The sequence below is a fragment of the Rhizorhabdus wittichii genome, from assembly GCF_017607425.1.
Classification (GTDB): Bacteria; Pseudomonadota; Alphaproteobacteria; order Sphingomonadales; family Sphingomonadaceae; genus Rhizorhabdus; species Rhizorhabdus wittichii.
The window spans coordinates 2037853-2052556 of the sequence record NZ_CP059319.1 but is presented as its reverse complement, the minus strand read 5'-3'; the positions used below and the strand labels follow the sequence as shown (position 1 = coordinate 2052556).

At 67.8% G+C, this 14704-nt stretch carries 17 protein-coding genes; 8 read left to right on the top strand and 9 right to left on the bottom strand.

Translation table 11 applies throughout. The features are described 5' to 3' along the window. Window positions 1–75: 75 nt before the first annotated feature. The 3 genes from HRJ34_RS09725 to HRJ34_RS09715 all read right to left on the bottom strand — a co-directional run bounded on the left by HRJ34_RS09725 (window position 76) and on the right by HRJ34_RS09715 (window position 3493). Window positions 76–684: a murein L,D-transpeptidase catalytic domain family protein gene (locus HRJ34_RS09725; RefSeq protein ID WP_208633969.1), complete on the bottom strand. Its 609-nt coding sequence runs from the start codon at window positions 682–684 to the stop codon at window positions 76–78. A 10-nt stretch (window positions 685–694) separates the two neighbouring features. Further along, window positions 695–2167, bottom strand: a complete 1473-nt coding sequence (locus HRJ34_RS09720; protein WP_029994900.1) for a CYTH and CHAD domain-containing protein — start codon at window positions 2165–2167, stop codon at window positions 695–697. A 66-nt stretch (window positions 2168–2233) separates the two neighbouring features. Beyond that, entirely contained in the window at window positions 2234–3493 is a 1260-nt protein-coding gene (locus tag HRJ34_RS09715) for a M24 family metallopeptidase (RefSeq protein ID WP_208633968.1), read from the bottom strand. Between the two features lie 22 nt (window positions 3494–3515). Between HRJ34_RS09715 and pip the strand changes: the two genes are divergently transcribed. Then, window positions 3516–4481, top strand: a complete 966-nt coding sequence (pip, locus tag HRJ34_RS09710; RefSeq protein WP_012050586.1) for a prolyl aminopeptidase — start codon at window positions 3516–3518, stop codon at window positions 4479–4481. Beyond that, window positions 4478–5890: an amino acid permease gene (locus HRJ34_RS09705; RefSeq protein WP_012050587.1), complete on the top strand. Its 1413-nt coding sequence runs from the start codon at window positions 4478–4480 to the stop codon at window positions 5888–5890. The genes pip and HRJ34_RS09705 overlap by 4 nt, the downstream gene beginning before the upstream one ends. Before the next feature lie 18 nt (window positions 5891–5908). Here the strand turns inward: HRJ34_RS09705 and HRJ34_RS09700 are convergent, their stop codons facing one another. Together HRJ34_RS09700 and HRJ34_RS09695 are read right to left on the bottom strand one after the other, a co-directional pair. Continuing rightward, window positions 5909–6277, bottom strand: a complete 369-nt coding sequence (locus HRJ34_RS09700) for a PilZ domain-containing protein (RefSeq protein ID WP_012050588.1) — start codon at window positions 6275–6277, stop codon at window positions 5909–5911. Between the two features lie 160 nt (window positions 6278–6437). Next, a complete protein-coding gene (locus HRJ34_RS09695; protein ID WP_016745939.1) occupies window positions 6438–6950 on the bottom strand; it encodes a PilZ domain-containing protein in 513 nt (170 codons plus the stop codon). 254 nt (window positions 6951–7204) lie between these two features. On the opposite strand from HRJ34_RS09695, the gene HRJ34_RS09690 reads away from it, so the two are divergent. Together HRJ34_RS09690 and HRJ34_RS09685 are read left to right on the top strand one after the other, a co-directional pair. After that, window positions 7205–8878, top strand: a complete 1674-nt coding sequence (locus HRJ34_RS09690; RefSeq protein WP_029994903.1) for an MFS transporter — start codon at window positions 7205–7207, stop codon at window positions 8876–8878. 107 nt (window positions 8879–8985) lie between these two features. Then, entirely contained in the window at window positions 8986–9216 is a 231-nt protein-coding gene (locus tag HRJ34_RS09685; protein WP_152523645.1) for a hypothetical protein, read from the top strand. A gap of 35 nt (window positions 9217–9251) precedes the next feature. On the opposite strand, the gene HRJ34_RS09680 is transcribed toward HRJ34_RS09685, so the two are convergent. From HRJ34_RS09680 to HRJ34_RS09665, 4 genes are all read right to left on the bottom strand, one after another. Next, window positions 9252–9887, bottom strand: a complete 636-nt coding sequence (locus HRJ34_RS09680; RefSeq protein ID WP_012050591.1) for an ATP-binding cassette domain-containing protein — start codon at window positions 9885–9887, stop codon at window positions 9252–9254. After that, window positions 9884–10549: a molybdate ABC transporter permease subunit gene (gene modB, locus HRJ34_RS09675; RefSeq protein ID WP_029994905.1), complete on the bottom strand. Its 666-nt coding sequence runs from the start codon at window positions 10547–10549 to the stop codon at window positions 9884–9886. The genes HRJ34_RS09680 and modB overlap by 4 nt, the downstream gene beginning before the upstream one ends. A gap of 3 nt (window positions 10550–10552) precedes the next feature. Continuing rightward, window positions 10553–11305, bottom strand: a complete 753-nt coding sequence (gene modA / locus HRJ34_RS09670; RefSeq protein ID WP_016745935.1) for a molybdate ABC transporter substrate-binding protein — start codon at window positions 11303–11305, stop codon at window positions 10553–10555. A gap of 62 nt (window positions 11306–11367) precedes the next feature. Beyond that, on the bottom strand, window positions 11368–11745 hold the full coding sequence (locus HRJ34_RS09665) for a winged helix-turn-helix domain-containing protein (protein ID WP_012050594.1): 378 nt from the start codon (window positions 11743–11745) through the stop codon (window positions 11368–11370). A 130-nt stretch (window positions 11746–11875) separates the two neighbouring features. On the opposite strand from HRJ34_RS09665, the gene epsC reads away from it, so the two are divergent. The 4 genes from epsC to HRJ34_RS09645 are packed head-to-tail and all read left to right on the top strand — an operon-like array spanning window position 11876 to window position 14539. Further along, the gene (gene epsC / locus HRJ34_RS09660) at window positions 11876–12850 is read left to right on the top strand and encodes a serine O-acetyltransferase EpsC (RefSeq protein WP_208633967.1); all 975 of its coding nucleotides are present in this window, start codon (window positions 11876–11878) and stop codon (window positions 12848–12850) included. Continuing rightward, a complete protein-coding gene (locus HRJ34_RS09655) occupies window positions 12840–13448 on the top strand; it encodes an RBBP9/YdeN family alpha/beta hydrolase (RefSeq protein ID WP_208633966.1) in 609 nt (202 codons plus the stop codon). The genes epsC and HRJ34_RS09655 overlap by 11 nt, the downstream gene beginning before the upstream one ends. A gap of 48 nt (window positions 13449–13496) precedes the next feature. Further along, window positions 13497–14168 (top strand): hypothetical protein, encoded by a 672-nt coding sequence (locus HRJ34_RS09650; protein WP_208633965.1) that lies wholly within the window; start codon window positions 13497–13499, stop codon window positions 14166–14168. Beyond that, on the top strand, window positions 14165–14539 hold the full coding sequence (locus HRJ34_RS09645) for a hypothetical protein (protein ID WP_012050598.1): 375 nt from the start codon (window positions 14165–14167) through the stop codon (window positions 14537–14539). Before HRJ34_RS09650 ends, HRJ34_RS09645 begins: the two co-directional genes overlap by 4 nt. Window positions 14540–14704: the final 165 nt, after the last annotated feature.

Sequence of the window (14704 nt, the reverse complement as noted above, 5' to 3'; positions counted from 1 at the left end):
ATGAAGTAGAGCATCGCGAACCAGGCGAGCAGCCCTAGCACGCCCCGAATCCAGCCCAGGTTGCGGCGAAACCAATCAGCCATCGATCCTCCCGGCGTAGAGCAGGCGTCCCTTGCCGAGACGGGCAAGGACGGTCGCGATATCCGCTTCTCCCACCGCGAAGCAACCGTCGCTGCGGCCGAGCTTGCCCTGTTTCGCGACCATGTCGGGATTGGCGTACCAGGCGGAATGGATCACGATCGCGCGCTCCTCGGCATGGGCGTTGCCGGGATCGAGGCCGATCAGGCGGCGCGACGGACCGTGGACCCCCTCATAGGCGTCGCCGGTGAGATAGGCGCCCTCGGAAGTGGCGGCGGAGCCGACGACGTCGGAGAAGCTTTGGAGCATGCCGCTATGATCGGGATCGGACCCCTTGCCATGGGCGACGAGCAGCGCGGTCGTCGTGCCGCGCAGGATATCGACGAGGAACAAGCGCGGAACCGAAGAGGGGAGACCGAAATCGGCGATGGCGATCATATCGCGCGACCAGATCGAACGATGATGGTGGAACAGCGCGGCGAGGGCGCGCCCGACAAGGCGCGGATCGATCATCGGCGCGGCGGCGGCCAGGCCCAGGGGGCGAGCGAAAGCGGAGGCGGCCGGCAGGGCGAGGGCCGCCGCGACCAGCGTCCGGCGCGTCAGCACGAAGACGGGATCAATCGCGCCAGAAGCGCTTGGTGTCGATGAGGGTTTCGAAACAATCCTCGGCATCGTCGAGCAGGCGCTTGCGTTCCTTCTTGCCCGGCATGGGCAGGGCCGCCTCCACGCCCAGCCGGGCGAACAGCTCGGGGGCGGCGGCGATGTCGTTGAGTTGCCCCAGCTTGTCCTGCAACGCTTCCAGTCGGTCAAGGAAACGCTCCATCCGGCGGCGCGCCTTGCGTCCAGGATAGAGCGACACGAAGAATTCGCTCGCGTAGCGGAGCTTCTTGGCGGTCTTGCGGACGGCGTGGCGATGCTCGTCGTCGGTATCGGCGAGGTCCTTGCCCGCGCGCTTGATCCGCTTGCGTAGCCGTTCGAGCCGGTCGCTGGCGAAGGCGCGGACGTAGCGGTCGCGCAGATAGGGATCGGCCGGGTCGGTCCGCCACCGGCCGAGCGCCAGCCATTCGGCCAGCTCGATCGGCAGCAGCCGGACCCGGCCGCTGTCGAGCAGGGTGCGGAGATGGCCGAAGCGGTTCTCGCGGATCGCGAACAGGGCCGCGCGCGAAGGCTCCTCGAGGCGCGGCACCAGCACGTCGATGTCGCGGATCCCGCCGAGTTCCGCGGCGAGCCAGCGCAGCTCCGACGCGAACGCCGCGGCGCGCTCGTCGCCTTCGAACAAGGGGCCGAACAGCCAGAAGGCGGTCCGCAGGCGGCGCAGCGCGACCCGGGCCTGGTGCAATTGCTCGACCCCGCCCGACAGCAGCAGCAGGTCCTCGTTGCGGCGATATTGGCGCAGGCAGGAAGCAGCGATCGCGGCGAAGGCGTCGCCGGCGGCCATCGCCCGGTCGAGCTTCAGCGGCTCGGCCTTGACGGCGGCGGTGAACGCCTTGTCGGCCAGCGCATAGCCGCGCTCGGACTTGGTCGACACGCCGAGCCGCAGCGGGACCAGTTCGTTGAGGGTGCGGGCGAGATCGAACAGCGCCTGCGGCGTGCCGCGCTTCAGCTCCAGCTCCAGCTCGCACACCGCGCTGCCGCGCGTTCCCGCGCGCACCTCGCCGAGGTCGATCGCATAGTCGATGCGGCTGCCGTCCGGGCGATCGATCGGTCCCTCGGCGCGGTCGATCGCGGTGGTGAAGACCGGTTCGATCCGCGCGAGCAACTCCGCATCGAAGAGCTGCAGGAGCGGGCCCGACGCCTCGTCGAGCACGGGCCTGTCGCCGGTCACGCGGCGTTCCCATTCGCCGCGCACGAACAGGCCCGCCGTCTCGCCCGACGCTGCCTTCACCGTCTGGATGCGCTTGCCGCCGTCCCTGCGGATGCGGAGCGCATAGCCCGCCTTGTCGAGATGGAAGCCGGGCGTGTCGAAATAGGTGGCCGCGAGCCGCCGCGTCGCCGCGGGTTCGGGGCCGAACAGGGGGCAGGCCGCGAGGCGATCCCGGTCGGCGGGATCAAAGTCGAGCTTCAGCTCAATTTCGACGGGCTCGTCCATATCCCTCCGGATCGGTCATGCCATCCTATGACGACGGCAAGTCAAAGTCATGACGTGCTTTTCGGTTCAATCGAACGGCCGGTCGATCGACGCGGGCGGGCGGGTGAACCAGCGCGGGCCATCGGCCGTCATGTGGAAGCAATCCTCGATCCGGACCCCGAAGGCGCCGGGGATGTAGATGCCGGGCTCGTTCGAGAAGCACATGCCCGGCGCGAGCGGCGTCGTCTCGCCATGGACGAGGTTGACCGGCTCGTGCCCGTCCATGCCGATGCCGTGACCGGTCCGGTGGGGCGTGCCGGGCAGCTTGTAGCCGGGGCCGTAGCCGAGCGAGGCGTAATAGGCGCGGACCGCGTCGTCGACCTTGCCGGCGGGCGTGCCGACCCGCGCGGTTTCCATCGCGATGTCCTGACCGCGCCGGACCTGGTCGAACAGCAGGCGCTGCTTCGCGTCGGCGGCGCGGCCGAATATCATCGTCCGCGAGATGTCCGACTGATAGCCGAGCACCGTGACACCGGCGTCGAACAGGATCACCTCGCCGTCGGCGACCCGGCGCGGGATGTGCGAGCCGTGCGGATAGGCGCTGGATTCGCCGATCAGGATCAGGCCGCCGTCGGTTTCTCCGCCCAGCGCGCGGCTGGCGGCGATCAGCATCGCCTGGATGTCCTGCTGGCTCATGCCGCGTTCGATGCGCGGCGCGACATGGCGGAAGGCGGCGATCTGGATGTCGGCGGCGAGTTGCATCAGCGCCAGCTCGGCAGGCGACTTGATCATCCGGCAGCCGCGCACCACCGATGCGCCCGAGACGATCCGCGCGTCGGGCAGCGCCTGTTGCAGGCCATCGACCGCGAAGAAGCGGACCGTCTCCTCGATCGCGATCGCGCCCTTGTCGAGCTTGCGACGCTGGAGGAAGTCGCTGATCAGCGCGATCGGGCTCTCGTCCTCTTGCCAGACATGGACGTCGCCGGGCACGGCGAGGCTCTCGCGGATCGAGGGCTCCTCGAAGCCGGGCGTGACGATCAGCACATCGCCGTCCGCCGGGATGATCGCGGCGGTCAGCCGCTCGCTGCGCCACCAGTCGATGCCGGTGAAATAGAGCAGCGACGATCCGGCCTCGACGAGCAGCGCGCCGATATCCTGCGCGCGCATCAGTTCCTGGGCCCGGGCGATGCGGCCGAGCCGTTCCTGGGTGGAGATCGGCTTGGCCCCGCCGGTCATCGGCGCGAGCCCGGCTGCGGCGTCGGCCGCCCAGGCGGGCGGGGCGGCCATCAGGGCGAGGCCGGCAAGGCCGCCTCCGATCAGCAATTCTCGTCGGCTGGCGCGCATCATGCGACTCCGCTAGTTTGCAATCATGTCAGCACTGTCGACCCAGCTATATCCGCCGATCGAGCCCTATGCGAGCGGGATGCTCGACGTCGGCGACGGCCACGGCATCTATTATGAGCGGGTGGGGACGCCCGGCGCGAAGCCGGCGGTGTTCCTGCACGGCGGGCCGGGGGCGGGCTGCTCGCCCGATCACCGGCGGCTGTTCGATCCGGCGCGCTACGATCTGCTGCTGTTCGACCAGCGCGGCTGCGGGCGATCGGCGCCGCATGCCGAGCTGACCGCCAACACGACCTGGCACCTCGTCGCCGATATCGAGCGGCTGCGGGCGATGGCGGGCGTCGAGGCATGGCTGGTGTTCGGGGGAAGCTGGGGATCGACGCTGGCGCTCGCTTATGCGGAGACGCACCCCGAGCGGGTCAGCGAACTGGTCCTGCGCGGCGTCTACACGGCGACGCGGGCCGAGATCCAATGGTATTACCAATGGGGCGTCTCGCAGATGTTCCCCGACAAGTGGGAGCGCTTCGTCGCGCCGATCCCCGAGGCCGAGCGCGGCGACATGGTCGCGGCCTATAATCGCCGGCTGACCGGCACCGACCCCGCCGCGCAGATCGAGGCGGCGAAGGCCTGGAGCCTGTGGGAGGGCGAGACGATCACGCTGCTGCCGAGCGCGGCGCTGACCGACCAGCATGGCGACGACCATTTCGCGATCGCCTTCGCGCGGATCGAGAATCATTATTTCTTCCATGACTGCTGGCTGGAGCCGGACCAGTTGCTGCGCGACGCCGGGCGGCTGCGCGGCATCCCCGGCGTGATCGTCCACGGCCGCTATGACATGCCCTGTCCGCTCCATCATGCCTGGGCCCTGCACAAGGCCTGGCCCGAGGCCGATTTCCACCTGATCGAGGGGGCCGGCCATGCCTATTCGGAGCCGGGCATATTGGAACAATTGATAAAGGCGACCGATCGCTTCGCGGGGAGAGGGCAGGAATGACAGGGTTCATGCGGCGCAAGCCGATCAACGGGGCGGAACGGCACGGCGACCGGCTGCCGCCGACATTGTCCTGGCCGCACCTGATGGCGCTCGGCGTCGGGGCGATCGTCGGGACGGGCATCCTGACGCTGATCGGCGTCGGCGCCGATCGCGCCGGCCCCTCGGTGCTGCTCTCCTTCGCGATCGCCGGGGCGGTGTGCGCCTGCGCGGCGCTGGCCTATGCCGAGCTGGCGGCGATGATGCCGGCGGCCGGCAGCGCCTATAGCTACAGCTATGCGGCGCTGGGCGAGATCATCGCCTGGGTGGTCGGGTGGAGCCTGATCCTCGAATATTCGCTGGTCGTGTCGACGGTCGCGGTCGGCTGGTCGGGCTATGCATCGCCCCTGCTGGCCGGATTCGGCTTTCCCGTCGAGCTGACGCAAGGGCCGGAACTGGGCGGGCTGGTCAACCTTCCCGCCATCTTCATCATCGCGGTGGTGACCGGCCTGCTGCTGCTCGGCACGCGGGAGAGCGCGCGGGTCAACACCGTGCTGGTGATCGTGAAGATCGCCACGCTGTCGCTGTTCGTCGCGGTCGCGCTGCCGCATTTCGAGGCCGCGCATCTCAATCCGTTCATGCCTTATGGCTTCGGTTCGACCCCCGGGCCGGACGGTGTCCAGCGCGGCGTGATGGCGGCGGCCGCGATCATCTTCTTCGCCTTCTACGGCTTCGACGCGATCTCGACCGCGGCCGAGGAGACCAAGCGGCCCGAACGCGACCTGGCGATCGGCATCGTCGGATCGATGCTGGTCTGCACACTGATCTACGTCCTGGTCGCCGCCGCGGCGATCGGCGCCGTTCCCTTCGCGGGCTTCGCCGACAGCCCCGAGCCGCTGGCGCTGATCCTGCGCGAGTTGGGGCGTCCCGGGGTCGCGCATGTCGTCGCGACCGCCGCGGTGATCGCGCTGCCGACGGTGCTGCTCGCCTTCCTCTACGGACAGAGCCGGATCTTCCTGGCGATGGCGCGCGACGGCTTCCTGCCCGGTTCGCTGGCGGCGATATCGAAGCGGGGAACGCCTGCGCGGATCACGACGGCGACCGCGATCCTGGTCGCGATCCTGGCCGGGCTGCTGCCGATCGGCGAGATCGCCGCGCTCGCCAACGCCGGCACCCTGATCGCCTTCATGGCGGTGGGGGCCTGCCTGATCGTGCTGCGGCGCAGCCGGCCGGACCTGCCGCGCCCGTTTCGCGCCCCGGCCGCGCTGGCGGTAGGCCTCGGCGCGGTGCTCGGCTGCCTCTATCTGTTCACCAGCCTGCCGGCCAAGACGCTGCTCTGGTGCCTGGGGTGGAACCTCGTCGGGCTGCTCATCTATCTCGGCTATGCGCGCCACCACAGCCGGCTGGCGAAGGCGGCGCAGGAGGCCGGCTGAGGTCCGGGCTCCGCGCCGTCACACGGCGGCGGCGGGGTTTAATGCGGCGATCGGGGTCTGCGAGGACAGCGCGCGGCGGCCTTCCTTCAGCAATATCTCATATTTCGCGGACGGCAGGCCCGAATCGAAGGCGAGGCCGAAGCGGTTGCCCCTGATCCAGGCGGTGCGCGCCAGCAGTTCGACCCCGCGACAGACGACCCAGACGATCTCGCCGTCGCGCGGCGGATCGGCGGCGTGGGCCAGCGCGCCATGGCGGGACAGATCGAGCAGGTGGATCGGGCAGGGCTGGCCCGACACGAGCATCTTCGCCGTCAGGAAGACGCGGCTACGCTCGCTCCGGCGCAGGTCGGGCCGGCGTTTCAGGCCCAGGGCAGACGCTATCGACATGGGTACGCAATCCTCACACGCCGGCCTGAACGTCGGGCTGGCGTGGAAAGGATTAGATGCGGACGGCATATGAAGGCTTAGGGGAATTGGTGAATGAGGCGCTAAGCCTGATTGCATGGCGGCCGGAGATTAGACGATGGTCGAAGGCGGCGGCCGCCGATCAATAGGCGATCATGAATCCGATCGCCGCGATCAGCGCCAGCACCAGCAGCCCGACCGGCAACAGCCATGGCTGCGAGCCGGGCGCATCGTCGATATCCGCGTCGTCCTCGTCATCTTCGGCCGAGCGGGAGAGCTCGGGAAGCTGAGCGATGTCGGCGCCCAGCGACGGGAATTCGAGGGCGAGCCGTTCGTTGCTCGCGGCGGCGAGACGCAGCTCGTCGAAGCTCAGCGGCTCGGTGAAGCGGCAGCCCGCGCGGTTCTCCGCGATCCAGACGACCTCGACCTCGCGCCAGCCGACCAGCGGGATTTCGAGCAGGATCTGCGCGCCGGGCACGAGATGGCCGGCGCCCGCCGCCATCAGGCCCTGCTGCGAGATGTCGGTCAGCATCACGCTGTCGATATCCTCGCCGCCAGCCGCGCCCTCGAGGGTCAGCCGCAGGCGCGACTGGTGGCTGATGGCGAAGCGAAACGCGCGGCGGCGTTCGGAGGATTCGACGGCAAAACTGGTCATCTACGGTCCGCTACTCGGTCAACACACGCGATTCCCCCGGACCGCTCTCGCTACGGAAGATGCTTATCCCGCCAGTGTGGAACATCCCGGGGGTTATCCTATACGTAAAACCACGTAGGATGCGGAATTTTATAGGGTTTTTAACGATAGCGCAGTGCCGCCCGTCACAGGCGGGGCCGGGACGGATCGATCGGCGGGTTGCCTGATCGCGAAACAGTGTTGGCACAAGCGAGCCGCTCCTGCATTGGAACGTCATGGCATCCGACCTGCAATCGGCCCCGCGATCGCGGCCGGCGTCACCGTTCGGCGTTCCCGTTTTCCGGTCGATCTGGATCGCGTCGCTGGTGTCGAATTTCGGGGCGATGATCCAGTCGGTCGGCGCCGCCTGGATGATGACGTCGCTGACCTCGTCCCCGAAGATGGTCGCGCTGGTCCAGGCCTCGACGGTGCTGCCGTTCATGCTGCTGGCGCTGTGGGCCGGGGCGGTCGCCGACAATCTCGACCGGCGCAAGGTGATGCTGGCGGCGCAGAGCTTCATGCTGTGCGTCTCGGCCGCGTTGGCGCTGTTCGCCTGGCAGGGCTGGCTGACGCCCTGGCTGCTGCTGAGCTTCACCTTCCTGATCGGTTGCGGGACGACGATAGGCGGGCCGGCCTGGCAGGCCTCGGTCGGCGACATCGTATCGCGCGAGCAGCTGCCGTCCGCGGTCGCGCTGAACTCGATGGGGTTCAACACCGCGCGGACCGCCGGGCCGGCGGTCGGCGGCGCGGTCGTGGCGGCGGCGGGGGCTGCGGCGGCGTTCCTGGCCAATACCCTGTCCTATATCGGGCTGATCGTGGTGCTGCTGCGCTGGCGGCGGCCGCAGGCGCCCCGGCTGCTGCCGCGCGAAGGCCTGTTCATGGCAATGGGGGCGGGCCTGCGTTATGTATCGATGTCGCCCAACCTGCGGATGGCCGTCAGCCGCGCGATGGCGTTCGGCCTTGCGGCCAATGCGGTTTCGGCGCTGATGCCGCTGGTCGCCCGCGACCTGGTGAAGGGCGGGGCGCTGACCTACGGCCTGCTGCTGGGCGCGTTCGGCGTCGGCGCGGTGCTCGGCGGCCTCTCGTCGGGGCCGGCGCGGGACCGGCTGTCGACCGAGCAGATCGTCCGGATGGCCACGCTCATGCTGGCGGTCGGCACCGCGATCACCGCGATCAGCCCCTTCTTCCTGCTGACGATCGCCGCGCTGATGCTGGCGGGCTTCAGCTGGGTGCTGGCCCTGTCGACCTTCAACATCAGCGTCCAGCTCGCTTCGCCGCGCTGGGTCGTCGCGCGCGCCCTGTCGGTCTACCAGATGGCGGCGTTCGGCGGCATGGCGATCGGCGCCTGGGTGCTGGGCATGATCGCCGACAGCCATGGCGTCGCCGCCGGCCTGCTGGTCAGTGCGGCCTTCCTGGCGAGCACCGTCCTGATCGGCCTGGTCATGCCGCTGCCGCAGGTCGACGACCTCAATCTGACGCCGCTCAAACAATGGCAGGAGCCGGAGGTGGCGGTCCCGCTCGAACCGCGCAGCGGCCCGGTGGTGGTGACGATCGAATATCGGATCGAGCCGCACAACATCGTCGCCTTCCTCACCGCGATGACCGAGCGGCGCCGGATCCGGCGGCGGGACGGCGCCCATGGCTGGACCCTGCTGCGCGACCTCAACGAGCCCGAGCTGTGGATCGAGCGCTACCATGTCGCGACCTGGCACGACTATATCCGGCATAATCAGCGTCGCACACATGCCGATGCCGAGAACAGCGCCGAGGTGCACCAGCTCCAGAAGGAAGGCGTGCCGCTGCGCGTCCACCGGATGATCGAGCGGCAGACCGGCTCGCTGCCGAGCGCCCGCCGCCATGAACCGGTGACCGTCGACGCACAGATGAACGATCCGACACGCTCGGCGTAGCGGAGAACTGCAAAATATTGTAAAATCGACGAGCGCGTAACGATCTGTTCATGTCGAACGGCTCAAGGCGCCTTTATTGTGAGTAACTTAGCGTCGAGAGAAGCATCGTGTCCAATTCGGGAAGCGCAGACCAGTTGCGGCGGGAAGCCGCCAAGGCGCGAAAGCTTGCAGACAATGCTTTCGGCGAGGCGGACAAGCAGCGCCTGCTCGAGGTCGCGGCCAGCCTCGATCGCGAGGCGGCGGCGATGGAAGCCGCGCTGACGGTGCGAGCCGCCAAGGCATCGGCCAGCCTTTCCGCCCGCAGCACCCGATCGATCACGGCCAGCCGGTTGGATTGAGCGTAGCCCTTGACGGGCAACCTATCGGCAGAAGCTCAGCTTTCGATCACCCGGCCATCCCGCAGCCTGATCGTGCGGGCGGCGAGGCGGGCGGCTTCGGCGTGGTCGTGGGTGACGTGGAAGACGGGGATGGCGATCTCCGCCAGCAAGTCGTCCAGCCAGTCGAGCAGGTCGGCGCGCGCGTCGGTGTCGAGCGCGGACAGCGGCTCGTCGAGCAGCAGCAGGCGCGGCTGGCCGAGCAGGGCGCGGGCGATGCCGGCGCGCTGGGCCTCGCCGCCCGAGAGCGAGGCGGGGCGGCGATCGAGCAGCGGCGCGATGCCGGTGCGGGCGACGATCGCGTCGCGGGCGAAGCGGCCGGGGCCGGCGCGGCGCTCGGCATAAGCGAGGTTGGCGGCGACCGAGAGATGGGGGAGCAGCCCGGCGCCCTGGAAGACATAGCCGACCCGGCGCCGCTCGGGCGGCAGGAAGGTGGCGCCGTCCTGCCAGACCTCGCCGTCGACGATGATCGTGCCGGCGATCCGCTCCAGCCCGGCGAGCGCGCGCAGGATGCTGGTCTTGCCCGAGCCCGATGGGCCCAGCAGGGCGGTGACGCCCGAGGACGGGACCTCGAACGCCGCCCGCAGCGCGAAGACGCCGCCGAGCTTTCCGTCGAGCGCGACCGCGATCGTCACGGCCGGGGCGTCCCGATGCGGCGCTCGACGAGCAGCAGGGCGAGCAGCGCGGCAAAGGAGAAGAGGACGAGGACGGCGGCGATGCGATGCGCCTCCCCGAACTGGAGGCTTTCGACGAGCTGGTAGATGCGCGTCGACAGCACCTCGGTCTTTCCGGGGATGTTGCCGCCGATCATCAGCACCACGCCGAATTCGCCGACCGTATGCGCGAAGACGAGGATCGCGGCCGAGAGGAAGCCGCGACGGGCGAGCGGCAGGGCGACGGTGAGGAAGCGGTCGAGCGGTCCGGCGCCCATCGTCGCGGCAATCTCCAGCGGGCGATCGCCGATCGCCTCGAAGGCGGTGCGCAGCGGCTGGATCGCGAAGGGCAGCGAATAGAAGAGCGAGCCGATGACGAGGCCGGTGAAGGTGAAGGCGAGGGTGCGGATGCCGAACGGTTCGAGCAGCCCCATCAGCGGGCTGGCCGGGCCCAGCGCGATCAGCACGTAGAAGCCGATCACCGTCGGCGGCAGGACGAGCGGCAGGGCGGTGACGGCGCCGATCACCTCCTTCCACCAGCGGCGCGAGCGGGCCAGCCACCAGGCGAGCGGGGTGGCGATGATCAGCAACAATATGGTGGTGACGAGCGCGAGTTCGGCGGTCGTCGCGAGGACGAGGCCCATCAGCTATCGGACCGCATAGCCGTAGCGCCGGATGATCGCGAGCGCGGTCCGGCCCTTGAGGAAGGCGAGGAAGGCGCGGGCGGCGGGGTTCTTCTCGCCGGTTCGGAGCAGCACGGCCTGCTGCTCGATCGGGGCGTGGAAGCCGGTTGGGACGATCCAGCGCGAGCCGCCGCGCACCGCGACGACCTGGCTGAGCGCGACGAAGCCGAGCTGCGCGGCGCCGGTCGAGGCGAACTGATAGGCCTGCGCGATCGAGCTGCCGGTAACGATCTTCGGCTTGAGCGCGGCCTCGACGCCGAGCCGGCGCATCGTCTCGACCGCCGCGAGCCCATAGGGCGCAGTGGCCGGATCGGCGATCGCGATCCTGTCGAACCCGCCTCGCTTCAGCACCGCGCCGCGCGCGTCGACGAGGCCCGGCGTCGCCGAGTAGAGCACCAGCCGCCCCACCGCATAGGTGAAACGGGTGCCGGGCACGGCGAGCCCCTCCTGCTCGGCCCGGGCGGGACGATCGGCGTCGGCGGAAAGGAAGACCTCGAACGGGGCGCCGTGGCTGATCTGGGTGTAGAAGCCGCCCGACGCGCCGAAAGCGAGCAGCGCCTTGTGCCCGGTCGCCTTCTCGAAGGCGGCGGCGATCGCCTTGGCCGGCTCGGTGAAATTGGCGGCGACGGCGACCTGCGTCTCGGCGGCGAGCAGCGGCGCGGAAAGCGCCGCCCCCAAGAGGGTCAGCCAGCGAAGAGCCAGGACGATGACGGACATAGGATCAACTCCGCGCGCGATCGTCGCGACATGCTATATCCCATAATATATGGCAAGCGGCGTCAGGCCGGCGGCAGGGGGTGCTCGCGCAGCAGGGCGGTCAGGGCCTTGAATTCCGTGCCGTCGGCCGCCGCCAGCAGGGTGGTTTCGAGCGCGCGATAGGCGGCGAGCACCTGCCGGCCGAACGGCGTGACCCGCGCGCCGCTGCCCTGGCCACCGCCCGGCGTCGTCTCGACCAGCCGTTCCGCCCAGCAGCGGTTCATGCTGTCGACGAGCAGCCAGGTGCGCCGGTAGCTCATGCCCAGCGCGCGGCCGGCGGCCGAGATCGACCCCTCACGGTCGATCGCATCGAGCAGGTCGGCCTTGCCCGGGCCGATGGCGGGTTCGTCTCCGCAGAAAATCTGCGGCTTGAGCTTGAGGGGGCCGAGCCGGGGAACCATGGCCCTGCTTAGCAGGCCGCTTTGGCTTCCTGAAGTTCCGATATATTTTCTATCAATTTGATAGAGAAAAATTGCTTTTGTTTGACCGGGCGATGGCTAAGCCCTCGTCATGCTTTCGAACGAGGGGACAATGACCGACGCCCATGACGAGCCGATCGAGGCCCCCGCGGGTCACTATTGGGACATCGACCGGATCGCGGCCGAGCTTCGCGACGCGCGCGAGGACTGGCGCAACGCGCACAAGCGCCATGCCGAGCATGGCGCCGCCGGCTTCCCGTCGCGCCATGTGATCGACAAGATCATGATCGCGCTGTGCGGCGCGCTGTTCCCGCTGCGGCTGGGGCCGAGCTTCGTCCGCCAGCACAATGAGGAGGCGTTCGTCGCCGAGACGCTGCAGACCGCGCTGAGCCGGCTCTACGGCCAGATCCGGCTCGAGCTCGGCTATTCGGTAGGGGCCGCCGATCCGCATCTCGTCGATGGCGAGGCGGGTCGGATCATCGGCCATTTCGCGCGCGAGCTGCCGCGCCTGCGGCGGTTGATCGACACAGATGTCGAGGCCGCCTATGCCGGCGACCCGGCGGCGCGCAGCGTCGACGAGGTGCTGATCTGCTACCCCTGCGTGCTGGCGATCGTCCATCATCGGCTGGCGCATCTGCTGCACGGGCTGGGCGCGCCGCTGGTGGCGCGGATCATCTCCGAGATCGCCAATTCGCGCACCGGGATCGACATCCATCCGGGCGCGTCGATCGGCGAATCCTTCTTCATCGACCATGGCACCGGCGTGGTGATCGGCGAGACCGCGATCATCGGCCGGCGGGTGCGGCTCTACCAGGCGGTGACGCTGGGCGCGCGGAGCTTCCCGGCCGATGCCGACGGGGCGTTGCGCCGCGGCCTCGCGCGGCATCCGATCGTCGAGGACGACGTGGTGATCTATGCCGGGGCGACGATCCTCGGCCGGGTGACGATCGGCGCGGGATCGACGATCGGCGGCAATGTCTGGCTGACGACCAGCGTGCCGCCGGGCAGCGTGATCAGCCAGGCGCGCGCGCATCGCGACGGGATCGCGGAACTGCTCCGGCTCACGGGAGACGAGGATGGCCTGTGAAGGGCCGCTCTGCCTGATCGTTCCCGGCCTCGACAATTCGGGGCCCGACCATTGGCAGACGCTGTGGGAGGGGAAGCGCGACGATTGCCGCCGCGTCGATCTCGGCTGCTGGTCGGAGCCCGACCGGCGCATCTGGACCGAGCGGCTCGACGCCGCGCTGGCGATGACCGACGGGCCGCTGGTGCTGGTGGCGCACAGCCTGGGATGCCTGACGATCGCCTGGTGGGCGCTCGGCGCCCCGCACGAGCGGCTGGCGCGGGTCCGCGGCGCGCTGCTGGTGGCGCCGCCCGACGTCGACGCGGCCGACGCGCACCCCTTGGTTCGCCGCTTCGCGCCGGCGCCGGCCGCGGCCCTGCCTTTCCCGTCGATCCTCGTCGCCAGCCGCGACGATCGCTATGCGGCGTTCGACCGGCTGGAGACGCTGGCGCGGACCTGGGGGAGCCGCTTCGTCGATGCCGGCCATGCCGGGCACATCAACGCCCGGTCAGGGCTCGGCGACTGGCCGGACGGCGAGGTGCTGCTGGAGGAACTGATCGAGGGGAATGCGCCGTTTCGGACCAGTCCCCCGGCGCACCGGCCGAAAGGGCTTGCAAAGTAGGGTTTCATTTGTTCCCTCTATGTTCTATTGTGGAACATGGAGAGTCGAATGGCCAAAGATCCGAACTATGACCGCTACAAGGGCATTGTCACCCTGCCCAACCCATGGGGACCTCCGCCCCGGCCGTACCGGGTCGATGAGGACGGGAGGATCATCTATCGGGACGAGGACTTCGACGCCGTGCGGTCCCTGGGCGAGGAGAAGCCTGTACGGTTTGCCCAGGCAGGTGTCATGGATTGGGACGAACTTGCTCGAAAGGCTGCCAAAGAGAGAGCGAAAGTCCCGACCAAGGTTATCGTCGATCCGAGTTGTGAGACAATCCCGGCGGCATATGATCCGTTCGTGCAGAAGACTGCGCTCGAAGCCTTTGAGCGGTCGGTCAACGATGAAGCTGCCGGTAAGGTAGAGAACGGCTTTTTCGCTTCTCCGAAGATTTTCGATGATGGATATTCAGTCGGGCCGATCTTCAAGTCGGGTTTCCAGCGGCGGATATTGAGGGATTCGGTGAAGCGAATGAAGCATGGATGGGTCGGATCCTTCATTGACGGCACTTTCCCTCCGGAATTGTTCGTTCACGCACATCCCAACAACAGGCCGCCGTCGCCCCCCGGAAAAGGAGATAAGGAGGTATCGAATGAGATCGATGTTCCGATTGCGTCGATCGACAGCGCCGGTAATCTTTTCTGTGTCCTGCCAGGCCGAAAGAGGGGTGATCGATGACGCGCACAATATTCAAATGGTGTGTTGGTAATCACCACTGGCTTCTGTCGGGGGCGGCAATCATCATGATTCTGCTCAATTTACAAATATATATTAAAAATAAAGATGATTATGAAAATGCTTATTATTGTGATCGTATAAAAAAATACTATTTCGAAAATGACGAATACGTAAAAAAATCTGCAAAAATTTGGTCAGAATATGCGAAAGAGCCTATCGCTCTCGTAGAGAGAGAATCATATCCAAGCGTAGTATATAAGAATAACGAAGTATGTGTTTCATTTTTTCCATTTGGATTGGGAGGTGTGCCAAATTATTGTTTCGATAAAACTTCGAAAATGCCAACATTTATTGATCAAGAAGTTGAATAATGTAGAGTGTTGAGGCGACGCTGGCGCGGGCCTTGGGGCGCTTCGTCGATGCCGGCCATGCCGGGCACATCAACGCCCGCTCGGGGGCTCGGCGACTGGCCGGACGGCGAGGTGCTGCTGGAGGAACTGATCGAGGGGAATGCGCCGTTTCGGACCAGTCCTCCG

Bases quoted from the DNA above. Each gene is read 5' to 3' on its own strand.
- HRJ34_RS09715 (WP_208633968.1), bottom strand. From the start codon at position 3,493: ATGATGCGCGCCAGCCGACGAGAATTGCTGATCGGAGGCGGCCTTGCC.
- HRJ34_RS09690 (WP_029994903.1), top strand. From the start codon at position 7,205: ATGGCATCCGACCTGCAATCGGCCCCGCGATCGCGGCCGGCGTCACCG.
- pip (WP_012050586.1), top strand. From the start codon at position 3,516: ATGTCAGCACTGTCGACCCAGCTATATCCGCCGATCGAGCCCTATGCG.
- HRJ34_RS09705 (WP_012050587.1), top strand. From the start codon at position 4,478: ATGACAGGGTTCATGCGGCGCAAGCCGATCAACGGGGCGGAACGGCAC.
- epsC (WP_208633967.1), top strand. From the start codon at position 11,876: ATGACCGACGCCCATGACGAGCCGATCGAGGCCCCCGCGGGTCACTAT.
- HRJ34_RS09655 (WP_208633966.1), top strand. From the start codon at position 12,840: ATGGCCTGTGAAGGGCCGCTCTGCCTGATCGTTCCCGGCCTCGACAAT.
- modA (WP_016745935.1), bottom strand. From the start codon at position 11,305: ATGTCCGTCATCGTCCTGGCTCTTCGCTGGCTGACCCTCTTGGGGGCG.
- HRJ34_RS09700 (WP_012050588.1), bottom strand. From the start codon at position 6,277: ATGTCGATAGCGTCTGCCCTGGGCCTGAAACGCCGGCCCGACCTGCGC.
- HRJ34_RS09650 (WP_208633965.1), top strand. From the start codon at position 13,497: ATGGCCAAAGATCCGAACTATGACCGCTACAAGGGCATTGTCACCCTG.
- modB (WP_029994905.1), bottom strand. From the start codon at position 10,549: ATGGGCCTCGTCCTCGCGACGACCGCCGAACTCGCGCTCGTCACCACC.
- HRJ34_RS09665 (WP_012050594.1), bottom strand. From the start codon at position 11,745: ATGGTTCCCCGGCTCGGCCCCCTCAAGCTCAAGCCGCAGATTTTCTGC.
- HRJ34_RS09720 (WP_029994900.1), bottom strand. From the start codon at position 2,167: ATGGACGAGCCCGTCGAAATTGAGCTGAAGCTCGACTTTGATCCCGCC.
- HRJ34_RS09695 (WP_016745939.1), bottom strand. From the start codon at position 6,950: ATGACCAGTTTTGCCGTCGAATCCTCCGAACGCCGCCGCGCGTTTCGC.
- HRJ34_RS09645 (WP_012050598.1), top strand. From the start codon at position 14,165: ATGACGCGCACAATATTCAAATGGTGTGTTGGTAATCACCACTGGCTT.